Source organism: Glaciecola sp. 33A, assembly GCF_002836745.1.
In the GTDB taxonomy this organism is placed as follows: domain Bacteria; phylum Pseudomonadota; class Gammaproteobacteria; order Enterobacterales; family Alteromonadaceae; genus Glaciecola.
The window spans coordinates 56213-73081 of sequence record NZ_PJAR01000039.1 but is presented as its reverse complement, the minus strand read 5'-3'; the positions used below and the strand labels follow the sequence as shown (position 1 = coordinate 73081).

At 38.4% G+C, this 16869-nt stretch carries 15 protein-coding genes; 8 read left to right on the top strand and 7 right to left on the bottom strand.

Going from position 1 to position 16869, the window contains the following annotated elements:
- Nucleotides 1–132: 132 nt before the first annotated feature.
- Together CXF81_RS09895 and CXF81_RS09890 are read left to right on the top strand one after the other, a co-directional pair.
- The gene (locus tag CXF81_RS09895) at nucleotides 133–717 is read left to right on the top strand and encodes a nucleoside deaminase (RefSeq protein WP_101181205.1); all 585 of its coding nucleotides are present in this window, start codon (nucleotides 133–135) and stop codon (nucleotides 715–717) included.
- Between the two features lie 27 nt (nucleotides 718–744).
- Entirely contained in the window at nucleotides 745–1341 is a 597-nt protein-coding gene (locus CXF81_RS09890; protein ID WP_101181204.1) for a gamma-glutamylcyclotransferase, read from the top strand.
- Between the two features lie 376 nt (nucleotides 1342–1717).
- Here CXF81_RS09890 and CXF81_RS09885 read toward each other — a convergent pair whose 3' ends face one another.
- The 3 genes from CXF81_RS09885 to CXF81_RS09875 form a co-directional block, all read right to left on the bottom strand.
- Nucleotides 1718–2314, bottom strand: coding sequence for a PEP-CTERM sorting domain-containing protein (locus CXF81_RS09885; protein WP_101181203.1), 597 nt, complete (start codon nucleotides 2312–2314; stop codon nucleotides 1718–1720).
- A gap of 500 nt (nucleotides 2315–2814) precedes the next feature.
- Nucleotides 2815–4260 carry an oligosaccharide flippase family protein gene (locus CXF81_RS09880; protein WP_101181202.1) on the bottom strand — a complete coding sequence of 482 codons (1446 nt, stop codon included), beginning with the start codon at nucleotides 4258–4260 and terminating at the stop codon, nucleotides 2815–2817.
- Nucleotides 4261–4270: 10 nt separating this feature from the next.
- Complete coding sequence (locus CXF81_RS09875; RefSeq protein WP_157825546.1) at nucleotides 4271–5143, bottom strand: glycosyltransferase family 2 protein; 873 nt, start codon at nucleotides 5141–5143, stop codon at nucleotides 4271–4273.
- Between the two features lie 177 nt (nucleotides 5144–5320).
- Between CXF81_RS09875 and CXF81_RS09870 the strand changes: the two genes are divergently transcribed.
- A complete protein-coding gene (locus CXF81_RS09870) occupies nucleotides 5321–6439 on the top strand; it encodes a glycosyltransferase family 4 protein (protein ID WP_101181200.1) in 1119 nt (372 codons plus the stop codon).
- A 1-nt stretch (nucleotide 6440) separates the two neighbouring features.
- Nucleotides 6441–6965, top strand: coding sequence for a serine O-acetyltransferase (locus CXF81_RS09865; RefSeq protein WP_157825545.1), 525 nt, complete (start codon nucleotides 6441–6443; stop codon nucleotides 6963–6965).
- Nucleotides 6966–6971: 6 nt separating this feature from the next.
- On the opposite strand, the gene CXF81_RS09860 is transcribed toward CXF81_RS09865, so the two are convergent.
- From CXF81_RS09860 to CXF81_RS09845, 3 genes are all read right to left on the bottom strand, one after another.
- Nucleotides 6972–7955, bottom strand: a complete 984-nt coding sequence (locus CXF81_RS09860; RefSeq protein WP_101181198.1) for a hypothetical protein — start codon at nucleotides 7953–7955, stop codon at nucleotides 6972–6974.
- 509 nt (nucleotides 7956–8464) lie between these two features.
- Nucleotides 8465–9748 carry an O-antigen ligase gene (locus tag CXF81_RS09850; RefSeq protein ID WP_101181197.1) on the bottom strand — a complete coding sequence of 428 codons (1284 nt, stop codon included), beginning with the start codon at nucleotides 9746–9748 and terminating at the stop codon, nucleotides 8465–8467.
- Nucleotides 9745–10896, bottom strand: coding sequence for a glycosyltransferase (locus tag CXF81_RS09845; protein WP_198556375.1), 1152 nt, complete (start codon nucleotides 10894–10896; stop codon nucleotides 9745–9747). Before CXF81_RS09845 ends, CXF81_RS09850 begins: the two co-directional genes overlap by 4 nt.
- A gap of 292 nt (nucleotides 10897–11188) precedes the next feature.
- Between CXF81_RS09845 and CXF81_RS09840 the strand changes: the two genes are divergently transcribed.
- The 4 genes from CXF81_RS09840 (at nucleotide 11189) to CXF81_RS09825 (ending at nucleotide 16085) form a co-directional block, all read left to right on the top strand.
- Nucleotides 11189–11845 (top strand): transglutaminase-like cysteine peptidase, encoded by a 657-nt coding sequence (locus CXF81_RS09840; RefSeq protein ID WP_101181195.1) that lies wholly within the window; start codon nucleotides 11189–11191, stop codon nucleotides 11843–11845.
- Between the two features lie 79 nt (nucleotides 11846–11924).
- Nucleotides 11925–13859 carry an EAL domain-containing protein gene (locus CXF81_RS09835; protein ID WP_101181194.1) on the top strand — a complete coding sequence of 645 codons (1935 nt, stop codon included), beginning with the start codon at nucleotides 11925–11927 and terminating at the stop codon, nucleotides 13857–13859.
- A gap of 139 nt (nucleotides 13860–13998) precedes the next feature.
- A complete protein-coding gene (locus CXF81_RS09830) occupies nucleotides 13999–14592 on the top strand; it encodes a hypothetical protein (protein WP_101181193.1) in 594 nt (197 codons plus the stop codon).
- Nucleotides 14593–14693: 101 nt separating this feature from the next.
- Complete coding sequence (locus tag CXF81_RS09825) at nucleotides 14694–16085, top strand: O-antigen ligase (protein ID WP_101181192.1); 1392 nt, start codon at nucleotides 14694–14696, stop codon at nucleotides 16083–16085.
- A 1-nt stretch (nucleotide 16086) separates the two neighbouring features.
- Here the strand turns inward: CXF81_RS09825 and CXF81_RS09820 are convergent, their stop codons facing one another.
- Nucleotides 16087–16818 carry a VpsP family polysaccharide biosynthesis protein gene (locus CXF81_RS09820; RefSeq protein ID WP_157825544.1) on the bottom strand — a complete coding sequence of 244 codons (732 nt, stop codon included), beginning with the start codon at nucleotides 16816–16818 and terminating at the stop codon, nucleotides 16087–16089.
- Nucleotides 16819–16869 lie beyond the last annotated feature (51 nt).

Below are 16869 nucleotides of genomic sequence, written 5' to 3'. Positions count from 1 at the left end.
TGACAGCTCATAAGTCATTGTAGTCGGCTCCTATTGAATAGATCAGATATACGTATTATTCTCTTTATTTTATATGTGCATTAATCTGTGCACCATGAATTTAGTTACGCACACGGGTTATCCCTAATTAATATGAAAACTCTTCTAAATAAACAAGTAGAAATTACTGAAGCGGCATTAAGAGCGATTGCTCACATGCCAACTAAAAGTCTATCGGTGTTAATGGAGGATGATGTTGCGAAAAGACTCAGTGACGCTGACTATATGCGTATTGCCGTGCTACTCGCGCAAAAAAGTTACGACGAAAGTGGCTGCCCAATTGGTGCCGTGATAGTGGATAATTTGACAAAAAAAATTGTTGGAAAGGGACATAATACCCTCGTTCAAGAAGATCATCCTTATAATCACGGTGAAACCGCTGCTATCCGTGATGCAGGTCGAATCGACTTTAGTAATACCACTATTTATAGCAGCCTCAGCCCCTGCGCGGTATGTGCTTCGCTTCTATATATGAGAGGCTTCGGTCGCGTAGTAGTGGGTGATGTGACTAATGCCCAAGGTAGCGAAGCGTTTTTACGAGAGAAGGGCATACAGGTTGATATTGAAGAAGACCAGAAAGGTATAGAACTTTATGCACGCTTTCGCACAGAAAAACCCGATCAAGATTTAGAAGATTGGAGAGGATTAAGCGCCGTGTTGAACAAAACGTGTACCTAGAAACGGTAAACGGGTATGGAGAATATTATGTCTATCAATACTATAAGCCAAAATAAGCAACGGCAATCTTTCCACGATTTCGATGAAATCTGGCTTTTTGGCTATGGCTCGCTGATTTATAAAGTGGACTTTCCATTTATTGAAAAAGCCCCAGCTAGCATCATTGGTTGGCAACGTCGATTCTGGCAAGGCAGCGACGATCATCGCGGCACGCCGCAACAACCGGGCCGCGTTGTTACCCTGATCCAATCAGCATTGGATGAATGTTCGGGGATGGCTTATAAGGTCACCCAAGATGTTTTTGAGCATCTCGATTATCGGGAGAAAAATGGCTATTTACGTTACGAGGTAGATATTTATTTCAAGGGGCTCGAATCTGACAATATCAAGAATGCTAACTATAAAAAAGGGGTAGTCTATATTGCGCATGAAGATAATGTTGCTTTTTTAGGAGAGGCATCAGAGCACGAAATCGCCCTCCAAGTTCATCGTTGTTCAGGCCCAAGTGGACATAACCGAGATTATGTATTTCAATTAGCTGATGCATTGCAAGCGCTAGGGGATAATGACGAACATGTAATTTCGATTGAGCGTATTTTGAAACAACTGAATCGAAAAGTCTGAAAATTAGCTTGTCCGTAGCGTGCGTTTAATGGATGCACTATCTTTAATTTAAAACAATGAGTGATAGCGTCGCTGTTTGAGCTTGGTCGTGTTAGAACTAAGTTGAATGCTAAGCTGCATCTGCTTTGGCTATATTTTTAGCATGGACTTGGTGACGTGGACTATTTTCTGTAAATCAAGCTACTGTAGAGGCGACCGCTGTGAGAGAAAATCACTTTCAGTTATGAATTTTGTTATCAGTATCGCGCTTTACAAGTTCCGTCTTTTTAACCCAAAAACGAATTATCCATTTAGCCGTCGAAGTTGCAGGCCTGTTTTTTAACAGCAGACACATTAGCTGTTGACGACAAATAAGTCGTCAACAAAGTGCGCAGAACTAGGCAGATTTTTTACGACGTGCAAGACCTAAGCCCATAAGACCAAGACCTAAAAGTGCGATTGACGAAGGGTTAGAAACGCTTATTGGTGTTCCTCTTAGTACCACATTGTCAATGTAAGCAGATTCATTGTAAGCACTAACATTCGTCCAGAAAGAAAACTGTAAATTAGCTAGATTACTAGCACCCAATATTGCACCGAGGGATACTGACACAAAATTAGAACCACCCAACCGTGTTGACCAAAGATTGTTCCAACCAGAGCCGTCATTCCAACTAACATATAACTTATCCGACCGTTCAGTATTCCTAGAAGCTGCCCAATCAAAGTCTAGGTAGATATCATCGTATCCGACTGTCGACGTGCTGTTTGAAGCAGCGGCATCAACCCAACTCCACGATACATAATCTCTCAATCGGAGAACGCCGCTGCGAATGGCAACATCGTTACTCTCATACTCGAATTCAGACCAACCGTTACCTACACTATTGCTATTATGACGGTCAAAGTTATCCGAAAAAATGACAGCCGCTGACGCACTGCTACACACACATAAAAATACCGCAATCGCACTAATGTTTTTCAAAAATTTCATTTTATTAATACCTTTATTTTTTATTTATTTTTTTAGCAAACCAAACCTTAGCCATCAAATATTAAAGTGCATGACAAACTTGGGCTATGAATTACAATCATTGGAAATAGCATGGTAAATAATTAACAATTTTGTCTCTAAGTCACCTGCTATAATCAACAGGGCAAAAAACGAGCCATGTATTTTTTTACTATATTTTACAGATGCTTAAATAGTATTTTAAAAATTTAAACTTTAAAATAAAAAAAAGTGTAAAGGAAGCTGACAAGTTTTATGCATGAAAGTTGTAGTGACTACCTAGTATAAATATTTTACTAATCAACATATTAAGAAGTAGGATCTACAAAAGCTATAGCTACAAAAAGGTGACAGTACGTCTAAATTTTGCAATAAGTTAGCCGTTGTCTTTAGCTGGGGTATTCGTCAACTACATCCACTTTGGGATTAGATAATTGGTTATAGGTTTGGCACGTAAATATCAGTTAGATAGGGCTGTAATTTCAGTTTTTGTTTAAGACGTTTTTGAATTCTAAAATGATTTTCCTCGATGTATTAAAAAAGAATATCACTAGCATTAATGTGTATGTAATTGCTCCAATAACTATATTGAGGAGTAACTCTAGCGGCAGACTTGCTGATAATAACTGAAGATTGGCAGCATTGAGTTTAATACATAAAAACATAACGCAGGAAGAAATCGCTGCTGGAGCAATTATTTTTATCATCGTACTCAGCTTAATATTTATATGCCGCTGAGCTACTTTAATTTTTAATGGTACGGTCATGTAGCCAGCAACTGTAATGCTAATTAGCATCACTTCTACTCCAAACCAGACGGTTGCTACACCCACTGTCAAAACACTTAAAACATTGATCAAATTTAATCTCAGCGCTGCTTTTGTTTGCGCAATCGAGATGAGTAAATTGGGTAAAAACCAAACTAGCACATGGGCTAATATTATTGATGTTGTTATTGTTAATAAGCTTGCACTGGGCAAGAATTTTTCTCCAAAAGCAAGCTCAATAAATTGCGGAGCAATAGCCCCTAAGCCTAAAAATGCAGGTAAGACAAAAATGGAAGTGACGCCTAATATTTTGTAGAAAGCGTCGATTCTGGTTTCTTCATCAACTCTAGATAACGCCGGAACCACCATTTTATTAATGGGTGATATGCTTGATTGAGATAACACTTCATGACCTTTGCTAGCAACCGAGATTAACGCAAAGTCGACCGTGCCCAAAATAAACCCTGTATACAAGTTGGCTGCTTTTTTATTTAAGTAATTCAACACTGCAATCCACATTAGCGGTAGACAAAATGCATATAACTCTGAAGTATGCTCGCGTTTAATTGTCAATGTTGGCCTAAAGTGGGCAAATATAAAAAAGCCAAACAAGGTCATTATACTCTGCAATAAGCGACCAACCACCAGAGACCAAATACCGAAACCGGAAAATGCCAAAACAATGGCTAATAAACCGCTGAGAATTGAGGATGTCGCTCGGATTACGGTAATTCGTTTGTTTCTAAATTCTCGTTCTAATTTAGCTGCAAACACCGATTGAAGACCAATTAAAAAAGGAACTATCGATAGCGTAAGTAAGATATAAAATGCCGTTTCAGAATGTAAGTATAGCCCAAGTGGAGCGGCGACAAGACCCACTAAAAGACTAATAAAAAGAGACAATAAACCAATAAATACGAATGTGCTTGAAGCAAATGTATTATCCCACTTATGCCTCTGTATCAGATTTTGATTAACACCAACATTTGTAAAAATATTCGCAAGCTCAATCACTAATAAACATAACGCTAATAAGCCAAAATCTTCTATAGACAGCAGTCGGGCAAGTATCGCAAACACCACAAAGTCTATGATATTGGCTGTAAAGGTAGTTAAAAAGTTCCATATCGAACCGCTTGCCGTCTTTCTTTTTAATGACACTGATTGACCTTTATAATGACGTTACTAATTTTTTTTTCAATGCTATAAAAGTTGCTATAAAGCCAGCTAACTTAATTGATTCTGAGAGCCATTGCAGTTTATTTTGCTTTTTAACGATAAAACTTAATAGTTGGTCCGCGACGCGTTGACGAAAGTTATTTTCTCCTAGCCATTCTCTATGTTTATATGCCGAGGCCAATCGAATTCTGGATTCATCAAACGTCATTGTTTTTGCTTTTGACGTTATGCCATCCGCTAGGCCTTTTCTATATTGAAAGAGTGGCCTGGGAATATTTACAAATCGTCGTTTTTGTTGGGTGATTCTTACAAATAAATCCCAGTCTTGACCGTTGTTTAAATTATTATCAAATTGTACTTCAAGCAACACATCTCTTAATGCACTAAAACCGCTCATACCGGAAAACGTATTCCCTTTACGAAGTTCATCTTCGGTGACTTTTGTTTGTAGATTAATTTGCTGTTTCGATGGATTACCAAGCACACTGTGGCCGCAAATAACGGCCTCTGCATTATTTAGGTATTCGGTGTAATGCTCTTTTAAGAAGGTTTCATTCCAAATGTCGTCATCGTCCAAAAAACCAAGTATCTTGCCACTAGATAGTTCTACACCCTTATTTCTGGATGAGTTTGCGCCACAACGTTGTTCAGAACGGTAATAGATAATACGGTCATCGCTAAAACTTTGTAAGGTAGGTTGATAGTCGGCTTTGGAGCAATCGTCGATAATAATTATTTGTGTGGGCTGATGTATTTGCCTCAAAACGCTGTCTACAGCCAGCTTTAAATAATCAGGCCTTTCGCAGCTAATGATAACTACTGAAATACTAATATTAGCTTGAGTTTGACTGATGTTGGTAGACATGACCATCTGAAGAAGTTGTACACAATGTGCATTTATAATATCAGATTGTTATTTATAGTAATATAATGGGCTACTAAATTTATGTTTTTACATATGGGTATTGATTTACTTACTTAAAGCTAAGTAGATTTTACTCAAATAATTAACGCTATTATCAGTGGGAGCGGCCTCTTGTATATGAAAGACGCATCGATGTTTGGAAGAGTAGGATTTATAGGTGGCCGAGGTTTTTTTTCTAATTACGGTGGCGTTGAGAATGCAATAAGAGAAACCTGTTTGGAGCTAAGTAAGAAAAATATTGATATTGTGGTTTATGGTTATCGGGATACTAATGACACTATATTTCAACTGCCAGACAATATAACTACCATAATGGCACCGCACTGGTTATACCGGCAGTTAGGGCAATTTGCTTTGATATTTTACAATACACTGCACGCCATTTTTATCAGCAGGCCTTCCGTTATTGTTGTTTTCGCTTCAGGTCCTTGTATTTTTGCACCTTTATTTCGTTTATCGGGGATCAGAGTGGTGTGTAGTCTTAGGGCTATTGATAGTCAGCGAGATAAATGGGGCTTTTTAAGCTCTCACATTCTTAGAGTTGGGGAGTATTTCGCTTGGCGATTTTCGAATGTATTCACTGTTAACAGCAAAGAGATGGTGCGACATTTCTCAAGAAAACGAAGTGATTCCAAGTTTATTCCAAATGGATGTAGAATGTTAAAAGGCGAAGAGACAGACTTGACGAAGGCATTTGGAAACCGGCCTTATTTCCTTTTTGCTGCGCGACTAGACCCTGTAAAAAGACTACACCTTTTGTTACAAGCACATCATAATTTAGACCCTGAAAATAGGCCAATATTAGTTGTTGCTGGAGGTAATTCTAAAGATATTGCCTACGAGAAAGAATTAAAGAGATATGCAGGTAACGACGTTATTTTTGTAGGGCATATTGCGCAAGCTCAATTGGAAACGTTAATTCAACGATGCGTTGCATTTGTAATGCCTAGCATTTTAGAAGGCATGTCTAACAGTTTACTTTCCGCAATGATAAATGGTAGACCCGTAGTCGTCGCTAACATTGATGCTAATAGCGATGTGGTTAGCAATCCTATGGCTGAATTTGAAGCCGATAATATTCACAGCCTAATGGCTAAGTTGACCGAGGTAGCGACTGATTTGGATTATAGAAATGAATTGGGACAATATTTAAAAGAGCGAGCTTTAACTAATTATACGTGGGAGGCAACCTCGTTAGAGTTCCTTAATGCTATCCATGAGGCTAGAGGCGAGTGATATGCAATTAAGCTTTATCGAACTGAAAGAGTATATAAAATCGGATTTGTTTGCTCGAAGCTGCAAAGTGGGTATAAAGAGTTTTTGTTTGGACCCAATTGTTAGATTTCATTGGTATATGAGACTACTTGAGTTCGGTCAGAGAAAAACACTGTTTTTTCCTTTTTTTATTATAATTAAATTATTATTTCTCAGGATCTCTAGAAAATTAGGCTTCTCTATTCCAATTAATACGATTGGCAAGGGAGTGTACTTTCCTCATTATGGCACAATCGTAGTTAATTCTAGGGCATGGATTGGTGATGGTTCTACCGTTAACGTCGATGTAGTTATTGGCAGGCACCCTGACTCAAAGCTGGCAGTACCTACAATAGGTAAGAACGTTTATATTGGACCAGGGGCAAAAATATTTGGAAAAATAACTATCGGTGATGGGTCGAAGGTAGGTGCAAACGCAGTAGTTAATAAGGACTTTCCTGATAGCTCAATTTTGGTGGGTATCCCTGCTAAAAATATCAATCTTTAAGGGCAATTACTTAATCGATAAAATGGTTTTCCAACTATTAACCAGTTGTCGTTCTCCATAATGTTTTAGTCCAATTCTAAGTACTTCTTCTCTGGGTATTTTTTTGCTTTGTAACCACCCAATACTGAATGTTTTAGGGTCAAATATATGAGTGAATGGAAATTGTTCCGCTTTGTGTTTAGCGAAAACGCTGCTGAAGCAAATGATGTTACAACCCAGACTCAGTCCGTGATAGTAGGATCCTGAGCTAATCATAGCGTTATCCGAATGAGGCAAAAGGACAAAGTCACTGTTTTTTAAATGAATATTAAGCGCTTCATCACTGATAAACTCGTTTTTCCAATCGACCTTGAGCCTTCTACTTTCAATTATATGTCTTAACTGTTGTTCATAAGATGCAGACTGCGCTTTACCTCTGATTCTTAAGGGTAAACTAATTGGCCAATATGCTAATGCAATGTGAAGCTTTTTATAAGATTTTATGGCACCAAAGAAAAATACGGTAGGCACTTTATTTGGCGTTGATGACGTCATATTCTTAATTATTTCAGCATCTGCAAAGTAAAGAGGGTGTTTTAGCGTCCTTGCACCATAGTATTCCTCTAATCCTACGGCCTTAATGTTTAATAAATTGAACCAAACGCAAGTTAATCGATGACAAACAGCATTGCCATGGGCATTGTGTGGCTTTAGATTATGTTTTATCCAGACAACTTTGTTTGACATGATTTTTGATAATAGAATAAGGCCTAAAAAACCAAAGAATAAAATATATGCTTTAAGAAATGAATTAGAGCGTCGATACTTTTGGTCTTCAACCCAGTTAAGCACAGTGATATTTTTATCACGATTAGACCAAGCGTTGAGTGAAAGTAACTGAGTTACTCTGCAAATGCGAAAGCCCACATTTCGAAGTGCATTTTGGTTTCTCTCAATAAATTTATTATCGTGCTCGAACGGGTAAAAATAAGCCGTTAATTTATTATTCATTGCACTCCTAATAAGAATTTTGTATTTCTTGCAAGGCAAATATTAGTGGGCCGCCGATAGGATCTTAGAACAAATAACGTCGCCAAGTCATAAATGGCGAGTGCAGTAAGCATACATGGACCAATTCCATGAATACGGAGTGCATCTGGTTTGATAATTAATCGGGTATAAAAAATACAAATAAGAGTGTGTAGAAATGTTTCTAGAATTTTACTTCTAATAGTAAAAACTGGAATAACGCTCACGTTCTTTTTACATTTGAACGAATTCTTAATGTGGGGCGAATGTACTACTATTACAGAAACTTCTATTTCGTTACGTGGTTCTGTATATTGTTGTTTATAATGAGTTTCTATTCCCCCCATTATTTCGGGGATCCCTCTGAGTCCGTCACCACACAGCTTCAATTTATTCTCCTCGCTCTAGAAATACGACTTATTAAAACCGTTAAACTGAAAGGGTAACTAAGGCAATAGCGACCATGAATACAATGTTGGTTTACGAATACGTCAGACACGTTCGACAATTTTTTTAGAAAAAATGACGCTAATTAACATTGCATAAATAATCATTCCCTCTAATGCCCATAAGGGCATAGTCGCTAAGTTTAAAATTAAGAAACCGATAAGAGAATAAAATATTCTTGAGGAAATTTCTTTATCTTTTAATAAAAAAGCATTTTTTAGTAGGAGAATATTAAAAAAGACAAAAATACTGAATCCGAGATAGCCATATTCATACAGAAACGAAACAAATGTATTATGGGCATATTTTTCAAATACGCCTCTGTAAGACTCTGGGCCAAACCCAAAAATATGCGTCCAGATGTCTGCTTCGAAAAATGCCGACAGATATTGAGACCAGATATAAATCCGTGCAGAAAATAAGTCTTTTTCTATTTCAGTGTAATATATTGGCGCTTTGATCAAATTTTCAATACTCCCTAAGACAGCGCCGATATCGGCAAATCTTTCCTGATTAAAGGTGAAGAACAAAGAAAGTAACAAAAATGAAGAAAAACCAAATATGAGAATAAAATATGGACGATATTTTTGCTCTATTTTTGATTCTGCTTTACTAAAAAAGAAAATAAGTAAAACGGGTAATGCCGCGATGATAGCGGTTCTGTAATTGGTTAAAAATATACCAATAGTGCCAAGTAGAAATAATAATGTTTGGGATCTAACATCTTGTTTTTTTAACAGACTCAAAACCACTAAAAATGTGACTAGGATCATAGAAAAAGCGGATTCATGAAAATAGCCTCCAATATAACTAAACGCAAGGCCTTCATTATCAGTTACTTTTCTCGCGCTTAATAAAACGGATGCAATTTGCAATGAAATGGGCAAGAAGAAGGCGATTAATAGTGGTTTAAATGTTGCTGTTATTCCGTGTTTATTTATCCCGAGATAAAGACAACAAGTGATCACTAAAAAATAAAGCCATTTGATTAATACGATAATAAAACCTGCCCAAAGGCCATTATATATTGCACTCAGAAAAATAGTCACGAAAAATACATAAAATAGCATCAGCTGTTTCAGAAGCAGTGTTCGTTTAGGGATGAGTAAAAGTCCCGTTGTAGCGACTAAAATTGAAAAGAACGCGGTGAGTGAAAATGGCCCGATTATTGGGACATAAGTAAATTGATGAAATGCGCCCAAAAAAAATCTTAACCAAAATGCAATCAGTAAGAATTGAACATACTTGTTAGGCGAATTTTTTATACCTTTCACTAAAATAAAAAACGAAATAATAGTGAGTAATACTTTTGTAAATTCGAATATCATTTAGTTTTTACCAAGTGATTAATTTCAGCTATTAAAGTGGCTCTGACGTTATCGAACGAATACTGCTCGGCCCGAGCCTGTAATTTTTGCCGATACGCTTCAGTCTTATCAATTTTTGACATTAAAAGTAAAGCACTTTTTACCGCATCTATCGACTTAGGCTTGCACAATACCCCATATTTAACAATTTGGGCGTCTATTGTTGTAAAGTAAACATCATCGGCTAATATTTCGGCAGGGCCTGACTCACAATTAGTCGCTACGACAGGCGTACCTAAGCAAAGGGCTTCTGCAATAGCGTTCGGAAACCCTTCGGCATTTGAAGTAGAAACCATATAAGCTGCTTTTTTAATATAAGGATAAGGATTTACTTGATAGCCTTTTAGAAAAATCTTATTGGTACAATCCAATGAATCTATTTGCTTTTGAAGCTTTTTTCGTAATGGACCTTCGCCCAATATTAATAGAGGAATGTTGATATTGCTCTGGGCATATGCGTTAATTAATAACTCAAAGTTTTTAACTAAATGTAACCTTCCAATTGCAATGATAAAGCTGTTTTCTGGTATTTCTGCTTCGACCTCCAGGTTTGACTTTTTAATTAATTTATCCGTATTGTACGCATTTTGCAGTGTAATACAGCGCTCGCTCTGGATACAAAAATTAGCGACAAGATCAAGACGAACGCCCTCAGACACAGCGATTACTCTGTTCGCTTTAGGATAAACCGTGCGAACAATGAGTTTACTAAACTTGCCTTTTAAAGAATTGCCGAAGTGTTGTGATGTGTTGGACCTCTCGCTGATAATTGTAGGTATATTTAGTTGTCTACCAATAAGGGTGCAAAGGACATTACTTCTGTTTAAAAAACTGAATATGATGTCTGGTTTATTTGTTATAAGGGCGTTTTTTAGGCAAGCATAACTTGAGAATAGTTTACCTTTGGAGTCTAACGTCTGCTTATTCACGTAATTTGGAACAAGCTTGGCTTCGGGTAAATCGTCAAGCAAGAGCAATGTCACTTTTGAGTGACTTTGCGTAAAAACCGGCTCCATTTCAACTAACCAATCGCATATTACCTTTTCGGCACCGCCACCTTCGAGTGAATTGATAACGAAAACAATATGTTGGTTTTTGATTAATTCCATTCTTTTTCCGGCAAGTCCTAAAAATTTGATATTATTTTGTTTATATTTTCGCAGTGCAGAGCACATATCACCGCAATTTACTTCATCGCATATTTTGTTTCAGATGTAAGAGAATGCTTTTTTATTCGCATGTATAGAATAACAGAATATCGTTGATTGGATAATTAGGGTTTAATAATTAGATGAGTCAAATATTCGATAAAGATGAATATAACCCCGAGTGATTTAGATTGCTACATATTGAAATAGTTATATTTGTCGCGAGCGCACGCCACAAGTTTCAAGGGCATTTGTGACAGCTAAAAAATATAGTTTGCACTTTTTCTGTCTCACCATCCTACTGTTTCTGTCGGGTAGCTTTGCTGTGTCCGAAATAACCTTCAGTGAAAAGTTCTTTAACCTAGTCGAAACTCGTTATAACCAAGACGCTGTGGCAAGAGTGCGCGCCTGGCAACTGGTGCTCGAACAACAAAAAAATCAGTCTGTCGATAGCCAACTCTACGAGATAAATCGTTTTTTTAATAAAATAGATTTTGTAGACGACATGCAGCACTGGGGTAAGAATGACTATTGGGCAACGCCTGTTGAGTTTCTCGCTACCAATGGAGGTGATTGCGAAGACTTCACTATTGCAAAATACTTCAGCTTAATTGAACTGGGTGTGGCAAGTGAAAAACTGCGCCTCATGTATGTTACCGCCACAAGACCTCGCCAAGCACATATGGTACTGGCATACTATGAAACACCAAAGTCCGTGCCGTTGGTTTTGGATAACATAAATAGACGCATATTACCTGCAACGCAAAGACGTGATTTAATTCCCATATATAGCTTTAATGGTGATGGTTTATGGCGTGCAAAGTCAAAAGGGCAAGGCAGACAGTTACAAGCTAAAAACAACAACAGCTTATGGCAAGACTTAACTGAACGAATGAAGCAGGGGTATTAGTCGCCTTGTTTATCATTATAATTTTGAGAAAGTTGTGCATCTCGCACTGCGCACAGTTTTTTAAGGAAGGAAGTAACGCATGTCGCTAGCCAAACAATTCGGAATTGGTTTTTTTGTTGTACTATTTTTAGTGTTCATAGGCACTCTTTGGGTCAACGTTACGAATACACGTGACTTTATTCAACGACAATTGGCTTCGCATGCCCAAGACACGGCTACTTCTTTAGGGCTATCGATTACGCCATATGTTGGTGATGAAGCTAATATCCCTATTATCGAAACCATGACAAATGCTATTTTTGACAGAGGTTACTACCAATCTATTCAATTAACCGAACCAGACGGTGTAATTATATTAGACAAAAAAAATCCTAAAGCAATGCAGTCAGTACCAGAATGGTTTATTGATATGTTTGTAATAAAGGCGCCCGTTGCGGTTACCAACTTGAATACAGGCTGGCAAATTGCTGGAACGCTGCAAGTAACCAGCAACCCCGGCTTCGGATACGAACAATTATGGCGTAATGCAGTTGAGACATTCTGGGTTATTGTTGCGATTTTCATATTAGCATTGATGTTCGTGTGGGCTATGGTTCGGCTGATTACGCGGCCTTTAATCGATGTGGTAACGCAGGTGGAGGCGATAAGTAACAAAAATTTTGGAATAGTTAAAAACGTACCAAGAACGCCGGAGCTAAGTATTTTTGTAAATGCAGTCAACCGTATGTCTGAGAAGTTATCCAAAATGTTCACACAGTTAAGTGAGCAATCAGAGAAATATCGTGAGTTTGCATATTCAGACTCACTAACCAAAGTAGGTAACAGACGCGCTTTTGAACTGTCTCTAAGGCAAATGTTAACGGATTCGGAACAGCATTCTCAAGGCTTTTTATTAATTATTCGTTGCAGCAGTTTGGCCCAGGTCAACAATGCCTATGGCGGTGAAGTGGGCGACCGTTATTTAGTGAGTGTTTGTGATACGATCAAGAAAGTCACGTCACAATCGTTTCCGCAATTTAATTTATATCGTGTAAATGGTGCTGATTTTTCGTTACTAGTCGAAGACTGCTCTAAAAATCAGTGCACCGATTTGTTGGAGGCATTGGCGACCGTCTTTTTGAGCCTAGAAAAGACCGAGTATGAACAAGGAATGGCGCACATTGGTGCGACTGAATTTGTATGTGGTAACGACATAAAAGTGATAATGGAAAAAGTTGACAGTGCACTGGCTATTGCTAGCACCGCTTCGAGCCATTGGCAGTTGGCGTCAAACCTGAATGTAGTCCAAGGGAATGAAGCATGGCGTGAAAAAATACAAAAATTAATTGAAATAGGCACTGCTGACTTTGCCAAGCAACCCATTGTTTCACCAGTCGGTGATGTGTTGTATGAAGAATGGTTCGCGCGCTTGCCGAATCGTTCATCCAGTGAGTTGTTGCCAATGGCTCAATTGGTGCCAGCATCAGTAAGACTTGACTATGCTGACAAGCTAGATCAAATGATTTTAACTGCAGCGTTATTAAAAATTCCATCAGCGCTAGGTACCGTGGGTATTAATATATCTCGAATGTCGATGCTGGATCCTCAATTTCAAACATGGTTATTGTGGAAACTGCGTGAAAACAGCCAAGTTTGCGCTAAATTAGTGCTTGAAATTCCAGAAAGAGCTCTGGTTAATGATGTCAATCAATTATCAGGTTTCGTGAAAAAGCTAAAGCTACAGGGGGTAAAAATTACGGTTGAACGCTTTGGTGCTCAACTCGCCGGTATAACTCATTTAAGAGACATTCGTCCCGACTACTTAAAACTCGACGGGCGCTTTATTCGAAACATCCACAACGAGCCCGATAACCAATTGTTTGTGCAATCATTAATTTCTATTGCACACGGTTTGAACATCAAAATTATTGCAGAAATGGTAGAGAGTATTGAAGAGTCTGACTGGCTGAAAAAAGCAGGAATAGACTATCAACAAGGCTATTTTATTGGCGCACCAAAGGCGAGTAATGACTAGAACTTATAGAAAATAGCATGGGTCTTGCAGCTGATTCGTTTGACAAATGATTTTTGTGTTGCTTTTATGACCAATGCTATCTAAAATTAAAATTAGAATTTAGGTGAAAAGTGCCTAACAAACAATAAGGAATTTTAAAATGCGTCGTTTTATCATATGTGCAGTACTTTTCTCTTTTAGTGCTTTTGCCGCCTTCGCACAGCCAATTAACACGGTCAGTTTGTTCGGAGATGAAGTGCAACCAGGTAACCGCTTGCATGATGTAGTTGTTAGATTAATGGATAAGGGAAGCACAGTTCCATTAGCTATTTCTGGTGCAATTGATAGCTCGATGACGCAAGAGGATACAACGCTTCCCCCTGAAGCTAAGTCAGCGATTGCATTTAACATGAGTCTTTCGAATGCGTTTTATCGTGAAATGGTAGTTTTGAACAGCCTAATTGAAGTGACTAAGTCGCTTATTGAAGAAAATCCGGATAGCGTTATCGAAGTGATTACTTTGGGTATTGTGTTATATCCTGATTTCGCTCAAGAAGTATTAGATGGCGCTACGTTATCAGGCTCGATTAACCCAGATGATGCATTCATTGCCGTATTGCAAGCCGGCGCCGACCCATCCAGCATATCTTTGTCTCCTGCTAGAGGCCCTGCTCCTGAACCTATAGAGCCTGTTGGTGCAGGAATTGGTTCGGGTGGCACTGGTGGTGGTGACACAACAGCGTCAACAAACTAGTTTTTACTGGTAACTAATTTTAAAGTGAAGAGCTTTCTAAAAGCCCCTTAGTTTAGGGGTTTTTTTATTTCGTTAATGTAACAAAAGAATAATAAAAAACTGTGCGTAGCAAAACATCTAACTCTTTATTTTATGTCCTATTGGCTATCGTTTTTTTGCTACCTATTCCATTAGGAGCAAATAGACCTTGGGCTTGGAGCTTCTTCCAAATACTTATATTCGCCCTTTCAATGGCGTGTGCCGTGCATTTTAGAGAATATAGACACTTAGGTTTGGGAAAACACCTAAAAATAGTATATGTATGGGCTGCGTTTATCATTCTTGCTGGTTTGCAAATCATTCCAATGTCTGAATTTTTGCTTGCTTTAATGTCACCTAAAGCGCACGAAATACAAGTAATGGCGGATGTGTCCACTTTCTATTTTTCGCTTGACCCAGGGCAAACAGGTGTTAGTTTCTTTAAGCTCCTCGCCTATTTTTGTTTATTTATCTGCACGTTGCTGCTTGTCGATGACGAAAAACGCATCAAGCTTCTGCTAACTACCATGGTTGCGGCCGGCACTATCCAAGCTATTTATGGCGCGCTTGAAATACTGTTAGGTGCACAGCAAAGTTTGGTGTTTGGCTTGGCTGTTAACGAGTCAGCAACGGGAAGCTTTGTTTATAAAAATCATTACGCTAATTTCTTAATGATGTGTTTAGCGGCTGGTATTGGATTGATGGTCGCTGGTTTACAAAAAGACCAGATGAATTCTCCCAAAGATTGGATGCGCTCAATTGCCACTGCAATGTTAAGCAGTAAAGCGCTTATCCGTATTAGTTTAGTCATCATGGTTATCGCCCTAGTTATGTCTCGTTCAAGAATGGGTAATACGGCGTTTTTCGTTGCTATGAGCATCGTGGGCTTAATCGCACTGGTTTTAGTGAAGCAGAGAAGTAAAGGCCTAACAATCTTGATAATGAGTATGTTTGTTATCGATCTTCTTATTGTAAGTACTTGGTTTGGTTTAGAAAAAGTACAGCAACGTTTGGCCGAAACGTCACTACAACAAGAAAGTAGGGATGAAGTAATACGAGATGCTCTGCCTATGGTGCTCGACTTTCCGATTACAGGCACCGGAGCCGGCAGTTTTTACAGTACCTTCCCAGCTTATAAAACAACCGACGTTCATGCTTTTTATGACCAAGCTCATAACGATTTTTTGCAAATGACAATAGAATATGGCGTTCCAAGTGTCAGCATTCTGGCTTTTTTAGTCAGCTTTGCATTCTATCAGTCAGCAAGAGCGATGCGACATAGACGCAATTCAATTTTCAAAGGAACGTCATTTGCCTGTTGTATGGTGATAATAGGGATGCTGCTGCATATGACGGTTGATTTTCCGTTACAAGCGTTTGCGAATGCGAGTTATTTTGTTATATTCATCAGTCTGAGTCTGATTATAAATAGTTTACAACTACGTCAGCGTCGAAGAGCTTACAGTAGTCGCTAAATTAACTTTTAACGCACTTTAAGATACGGTTGCTCACTGCCGCGTCCGATTCTCTCATCCATCTGCATACTGTTCTTTTGGCTGCATAATGCTCAATAGCGGCTAACACTCTGGTCTGGCTTTGAGAATTGTGAATGCCCTGCGATATTCGTTGTTTTATGTATGGCCTGAGTTCAACATAAAATGGTTTATTACTCTGATATAAAGCCAAGCCCATTTCTACAAATAAGATATTTACTTCTGCTTTTTTTGGACCGTATTTATTGGCTAACGTTAAGTAATTAATCAATTCGGCATCAAATTCATTTGAACGCCACTTATTCATCGCAAGGGAAGCATATGTTACGGGCCAAGTCGGTCGCATTTTAGCTGCTTTGATATACAAGTCTTTTGAGCTTGCAAGTGCAACTGACGCATCTTCATAACCCCCTATTGCACCCCATTCATATATTTGTGCTGAAAGGTCAGTATACAACGGATGTGCGGGGTGGAGATTGCTGGCTTTATAGGCAGACTGTGCAGCGATGTTGTAGCTTGCTTCATTCTGCAAATGGTTATCAGCGTGCCATGCTGAAACGGCATTTTGTGCAGAGTAAAAATGCAAACTAGCCAAGCCGTAGTTAGTTGCATTGTATAAACCGAGCAGCCCGATAAAACCAAATGCACACGCAAAACGGTACTTACGATACATAAACAGTATATATTTGATCCGTTGAATTAGTTTTGTTCGCACTTTATTTGTTTGCACTATATTTGTTTGCACTATATTTGTTCGCACTATGTT

Bases quoted from the DNA above. Each gene is read 5' to 3' on its own strand.
- CXF81_RS09830 (WP_101181193.1), top strand. From the start codon at position 13,999: ATGCGTCGTTTTATCATATGTGCAGTACTTTTCTCTTTTAGTGCTTTT.
- CXF81_RS09870 (WP_101181200.1), top strand. From the start codon at position 5,321: ATGAAAGACGCATCGATGTTTGGAAGAGTAGGATTTATAGGTGGCCGA.
- CXF81_RS09895 (WP_101181205.1), top strand. From the start codon at position 133: ATGAAAACTCTTCTAAATAAACAAGTAGAAATTACTGAAGCGGCATTA.
- CXF81_RS09860 (WP_101181198.1), bottom strand. From the start codon at position 7,955: ATGAATAATAAATTAACGGCTTATTTTTACCCGTTCGAGCACGATAAT.
- CXF81_RS09885 (WP_101181203.1), bottom strand. From the start codon at position 2,314: ATGAAATTTTTGAAAAACATTAGTGCGATTGCGGTATTTTTATGTGTG.
- CXF81_RS09835 (WP_101181194.1), top strand. From the start codon at position 11,925: ATGTCGCTAGCCAAACAATTCGGAATTGGTTTTTTTGTTGTACTATTT.
- CXF81_RS09845 (WP_198556375.1), bottom strand. From the start codon at position 10,896: ATGGAATTAATCAAAAACCAACATATTGTTTTCGTTATCAATTCACTC.
- CXF81_RS09875 (WP_157825546.1), bottom strand. From the start codon at position 5,143: ATGTCTACCAACATCAGTCAAACTCAAGCTAATATTAGTATTTCAGTA.
- CXF81_RS09865 (WP_157825545.1), top strand. From the start codon at position 6,441: ATGCAATTAAGCTTTATCGAACTGAAAGAGTATATAAAATCGGATTTG.
- CXF81_RS09890 (WP_101181204.1), top strand. From the start codon at position 745: ATGTCTATCAATACTATAAGCCAAAATAAGCAACGGCAATCTTTCCAC.
- CXF81_RS09850 (WP_101181197.1), bottom strand. From the start codon at position 9,748: ATGATATTCGAATTTACAAAAGTATTACTCACTATTATTTCGTTTTTT.